Origin of the sequence: Streptosporangium sp. NPDC006013 (genome assembly GCF_040614275.1) — a bacterium.
Lineage (GTDB): Bacteria > Actinomycetota > Actinomycetes > Streptosporangiales > Streptosporangiaceae > Streptosporangium.
Map to the genome: position 1 here is coordinate 1 of NZ_JBEXUE010000633.1, position 4880 is coordinate 4880.

General features: G+C 66.2%; 5 protein-coding genes. 1 reads left to right on the forward strand and 4 read right to left on the reverse strand.

Translation table 11 applies throughout. From position 1 onward, the window contains the following. Positions 1-212: 212 nt before the first annotated feature. The 4 genes from ABZ260_RS46595 to ABZ260_RS46610 form a co-directional block, all read right to left on the reverse strand. A complete protein-coding gene (locus tag ABZ260_RS46595) occupies positions 213-524 on the reverse strand; it encodes a hypothetical protein (RefSeq protein ID WP_030920115.1) in 312 nt (103 codons plus the stop codon). Positions 525-586: 62 nt separating this feature from the next. Then, entirely contained in the window at positions 587-1045 is a 459-nt protein-coding gene (locus ABZ260_RS46600; RefSeq protein WP_355570047.1) for a peroxiredoxin, read from the reverse strand. A gap of 82 nt (positions 1046-1127) precedes the next feature. Beyond that, positions 1128-1556 carry a DUF3052 domain-containing protein gene (locus tag ABZ260_RS46605; protein ID WP_030920118.1) on the reverse strand — a complete coding sequence of 143 codons (429 nt, stop codon included), beginning with the start codon at positions 1554-1556 and terminating at the stop codon, positions 1128-1130. 123 nt (positions 1557-1679) lie between these two features. Next, entirely contained in the window at positions 1680-2087 is a 408-nt protein-coding gene (locus ABZ260_RS46610) for a secondary thiamine-phosphate synthase enzyme YjbQ (protein ID WP_030920120.1), read from the reverse strand. 479 nt (positions 2088-2566) lie between these two features. Between ABZ260_RS46610 and aceE the strand changes: the two genes are divergently transcribed. Next, a partial coding sequence (aceE, locus tag ABZ260_RS46615) for a pyruvate dehydrogenase (acetyl-transferring), homodimeric type (RefSeq protein ID WP_355631170.1) occupies positions 2567-4880 on the forward strand: 2314 nt, incomplete at its 3' end.

Genomic DNA, 4880 nt, shown 5'->3' on the forward strand with positions numbered 1-4880 from the left:
CGGCGGGCTCTTTGATGGTGTAGACGACGTTGATGTCGGGGGCCGGTGGCGTGCCGAACCACCCAGATCACAAAAACCACTCTGGAGCCCCCACCCGCCCTGGCCGCGCTTCTCGCCCCAGCGGTGACCGGCCGGCCCGATCCCGAACACTCGCACACCACGTATGCGGACGTGACCGGCCTGGGGCCCCGTCTCCAGGCGAAAACGGCCCCTCAGGGGACCCGGCGCAGCACCCTGGCCAGGGCGGCCTCCACCTCGTCGGCCAGGCCCGGGGCACAGGCGACGGCCGGTCGGCCGTCGGCTCGGGCGAGCCGCACCGAGCCGCAGGACCGGCACTCCACCTCGCCGAGCCGGCAGATGAGCGCGACGGAACCGCATGAGGAGCACGTGTCGAGCTCGACTTCATGGGTGCGCCGGCAGTCCGGGCAGATCAGCACCTGCGTCTCGTCGCGCACCCCGCGCGTCCACGGGCTGGCACCACGGATCGGGTCGGTCTGCCTGGCCCCGCAGGAGAAGCAGGGCATGATCGCCTCCGAGAGGTCGGACCGGCGGGCGCCACGTGAACGGGCGGTCGCCGGATCACCGCTTAGGGAAGTTCGGCGAGCACCTTGCGGTACTCGGCGATGTCGCGGGCCTGTGAAATCGGATTCACGACACGCCAGCGGACCACGCCCTCGCCGTCGATGATGAAGGTTCCGCGCTCCGCGAAGCCCTTCTCCTCATCGAACACACCGTACGCTCGCGCGACCTGTCCGTGCGGCCAGAAATCGGAGAGCAGCGGGAAGGTGTAGCCCTTCTGATCCGCCCACGCGCGGTGAGCGAAGATGGAGTCAATCGAGATGGTGAGAACTTCAACGTCTTCGGGCATGTCGGCCATGAACTCGTCGCGGATGGCGTCGAGTTCGCCGCCGCAGACGCCGGTGAACGCGAGAGGATAGAAGATCAGCACGATCTTTTTGCCCCGGTGGTCGGAAAGCTTGACCGGGGTGCCGTGCTGGTCGCTCAGCTCGAAGCCCGGAGCCTGGGTACCCACCTCGATCGCCATGGCCGGGGTTCCTTTCGTCGCATGAGGCATGCGTCATCATCCTGCCGTACGGCTCGCGCGAGCCGTACGGCAGGGCGGACCCTTAGCGGCGCGCCTTGGGCGTCGCCAGACGCGTCCCCGACCAGTCGGGGGCCGCACTGATGCTGCTGGTCTGCGAGAGACCCGCAGTGGTGGCGTCTTCCCCGATGTCGCTCGGCTCCACGTGCCCGTCCCGGCCGGCTTTGGGAGTGAGCAGCCAGATCTGGCCACCATCGGTGAGGTTGGTCACCACGCTGCTCAGGGCGTCGAACAGATCACCGTCACCGTCACGCCACCAGAGCAGCACGACGTCGACGACGTCCTCGAAGTCTTCATCGACCAGCTCGTTACCGGTCAGCTCCTCGACGGAGTCGCGCAGATCGTCGTCAGCGTCCTCGTCCCATCCGACCTCCTGCACCACCTGACCCTGCTTGAGGCCGAGTCGTTCGGCCAGGCCGCGTTCGCCCTGGGCCTGACCCGCGGTCGCGCTCACGTTTGTCCCTCCTGCTTGGATGGCCCCGCAATCACACGGTGCTCAAAGTGCTTCGGCACAGTCCACACGCTGTGACCCTTAGTCGTCAACGGTCGCCACGGCAACGACTGGGCTACGTATGAATTAGTCCGACAAAAATGACAAACGGACCTGGCGTTCCAGATTGTCGACGTTGAGATCCACCACGGCGATGGACTGCCAGGTTCCCAGCGCGAGCCGCCCCGACAGGACCGGGACGGTGGCGTACGGCGGAATGAGGGCGGGCATGACATGCGACCGTCCATGCCCTCTTGAGCCGTGCGCATGCCTCCATCTGTCATCGGCGGGAAGCAGAGCCTCCAGCGCCACGAGCAGATCGTCGTCACTGCCTGAGCCCAGCTCCAGCAGCGCGACCCCGGCGGTCGCGTGGGGCACGAAGACGTTCAACAGACCGTCGCCCCCGCATGACCGGACGAAGCTCTCGCACTCGGAGGTGATGTCGTGCACCCGTTCCCGGGAACCCGTTACCACCTCGATCGTCTGAGATCTCACATACCGATCCTACGATCCATCGTGAGCTGCGCTGACGACCGCACCCGGCGCGGAGCGCATCAGGCGCCCCATCCGTCACGCGCCCGCACTGGGTAGATCACCTTATACGGGACGCTCCAGCTCTACATGGGCGTACGAAAGGGGCGCGGAGGGCACTAAGAGGGAGGGCCACTCGTTACATATATGCAAGGTTTCAGTCGCTCCTCCCAGCCCTGGGAGCCCTCCTCGCGTGAGGGTTCCGGACCCGGCCGGCCGGCGGGACCCGGATTCACAGGGAGGGGACCTGTAAAAAAGAGGGAACCTCGATGTAACCTTTGACGGCAATTCGTCCTACCATCGGTGGTCTAGGCCACTTATGTACCCCTGCCAGCAGGGATCTCCTGGTTACCGGTAAGTAGAGATGCACTTTCCGGGGTAAGCGACCAGGATGGAAGACGACCTACACCAGACAAAAGTCCATCCTCGGAAGGCGAGACCCAGTGGCTTCCGGACGCCAGCGTTTCTCGATCATCAGCGACGGCCTACCCAGCCAGCTTCCTGATGTCGACCCCAGTGAGACCCAGGAGTGGCTCGAGTCGCTCGACAACGTCATCAAGACGGAAGGTCGCACTCGTGCTCGTTACCTGATGCTTCGGCTGTTGGAACGGGCCCGCGAGCATCAGGTCGGCGTGCCCGGCCTGCGTAGCACCGACTACATCAACACCATCCCGCCGGAACGTGAGCCCTGGTTCCCGGGCGACGAGTACGTCGAGCGCCGGATCCGCGCCTACACGCGCTGGAACGCGGCGGTCATGGTGACCCGGGCCAATGCCCGCACCAACGTCGGCGGGCACATCGCCACCTACGCCTCGGCCGCGTCGCTCTACGAGGTGGGTTTCAACCACTTCTTCCGCGGCAAGGACCACGGCGAGTCCGGAGACCAGGTCTTCTTCCAGGGCCACGCCGCACCTGGCATCTACGCCCGCGCCTTCCTTGAGGGCCGCCTCAACGAGGCCCAGCTCGACGCCTTCCGCCAGGAGCTCTCGCACGGTTTCAAGGGCCTGCCCTCCTATCCGCACCCCCGCCTGATGCCCGACTTCTGGGAGTTCCCCACGGTCTCCATGGGTCTCGGCCCGATCGGGGCGATCTACCAGGCCCGGTTCAACCGCTACCTGCTGAACCGGAAGATCAAGGACACCAGCCGGAGCCACGTCTGGTGCTACCTCGGTGACGGCGAGATGGACGAGCCCGAGTCGCTCGGCGCGATCGGCCTGGCGGCCCGCGAGGAGCTCGACAACCTCACCTTCGTCATCAACTGCAACCTGCAGCGTCTCGACGGCCCGGTACGTGGCAACGGAAAGATCATCCAGGAGCTGGAGTCCTACTTCCGCGGCGCCGGCTGGAACGTCATCAAGGTCGTCTGGGGCCGTGACTGGGACCCGCTGCTGGCGGCCGACGTCGACGGCGTGCTGGTCAACAAGATGAACACCGTCCCCGACGGCCAGTTCCAGACCTACTCCGTCGAGTCCGGCGAGTACATCCGCGAGAACTTCTTCGGCGACGACCCGCGCCTGCGCAAGATGGTCGAGCACCTGTCGGACGAGGACATCCGCAAGCTGTCGCGCGGCGGCCATGACTACCGCAAGGTGTACGCGGCCTACAAGTCGGCTCGCGAGCACGTCGGCCAGCCGACCGTCATCCTCGCCCAGACCATCAAGGGCTGGACCCTCGGCAAGGACTTCGAGGCGCGCAACGCGACGCACCAGATGAAGAAGCTGTCCAAGGCCGACCTGAAGGAGTTCCGCGACCGGCTCTACCTGCCGATCCCCGACTCCGCCCTCGAGGCCGACCTTCCCCCGTACTTCCACCCGGGCGAGAACGACCCCGAGATCCAGTACATGAAGGAGCGGCGCGCGGCTCTGGGCGGTTTCCTGCCCAAGCGCGTGATGCGCGCCAAGCCGGTCAAACTTCCCGGCGACGCCGCCTACGCGCAGCTGAAGAAGGGCTCCGGAAAGCAGAACGTCGCCACCACCATGGCGTTCGTCCGCCTGCTCAAGGACCTCATGCGCGACAAGGAGATCGGCCACCGGTTCGTGCCGATCATCCCTGACGAGGCGCGTACCTTCGGTCTCGACGCGATCTTCCCGACGGCGAAGATCTACTCGCCGCACGGCCAGACCTACGAGGCGGTCGACCGCGAACTGCTGCTGTCGTACAAGGAGTCGACCGAGGGCCAGATCCTGCACGAGGGCATCAGCGAGTCGGGCTCGATGGCCTCCACGATCGCGGTCGGCTCGTCGTACGCCACGCACGGCGAGCACATGATCCCGATCTACATCTTCTACTCGATGTTCGGCTGGCAGCGCACCGCCGACCAGATGTGGCAGCTCGCCGACCAGATGGGCCGCGGCTTCCTGCTCGGCGCCACCGCCGGCCGCACCACGCTGAACGGCGAGGGCCTGCAGCACGAGGACGGCCACACCCCGCTGATCGCCTCGACGAACCCGGCGGCGGTCTCGTACGACCCGTCGTGGGGGTTCGAGGTGGCCCACATCGTCAAGGACGGCCTGCGGAGGATGTACGGCGAGCAGCCGGAGAACGTCTTCTACTACCTGACCGTCTACAACGAGCCCTACCTCCAGCCCGCCGAGCCCGCGGACCTGGACGTGGCGGGCCTGCTCAAGGGTCTGTACAGGTTCGCCCCGGCTCCGGCCGTCTCGGGCCCGAGGGCCAACATCCTGGGGTCATGGACCTGCATGACGATTTGGTCGACCGCACCCCAGTCATCGGGGGCGATTCCATCCAGCACATCGC

Bases quoted from the DNA above. Each gene is read 5' to 3' on its own strand.
- ABZ260_RS46595 (WP_030920115.1), bottom strand. From the start codon at position 524: ATGCCCTGCTTCTCCTGCGGGGCCAGGCAGACCGACCCGATCCGTGGT.
- ABZ260_RS46600 (WP_355570047.1), bottom strand. From the start codon at position 1,045: ATGGCGATCGAGGTGGGTACCCAGGCTCCGGGCTTCGAGCTGAGCGAC.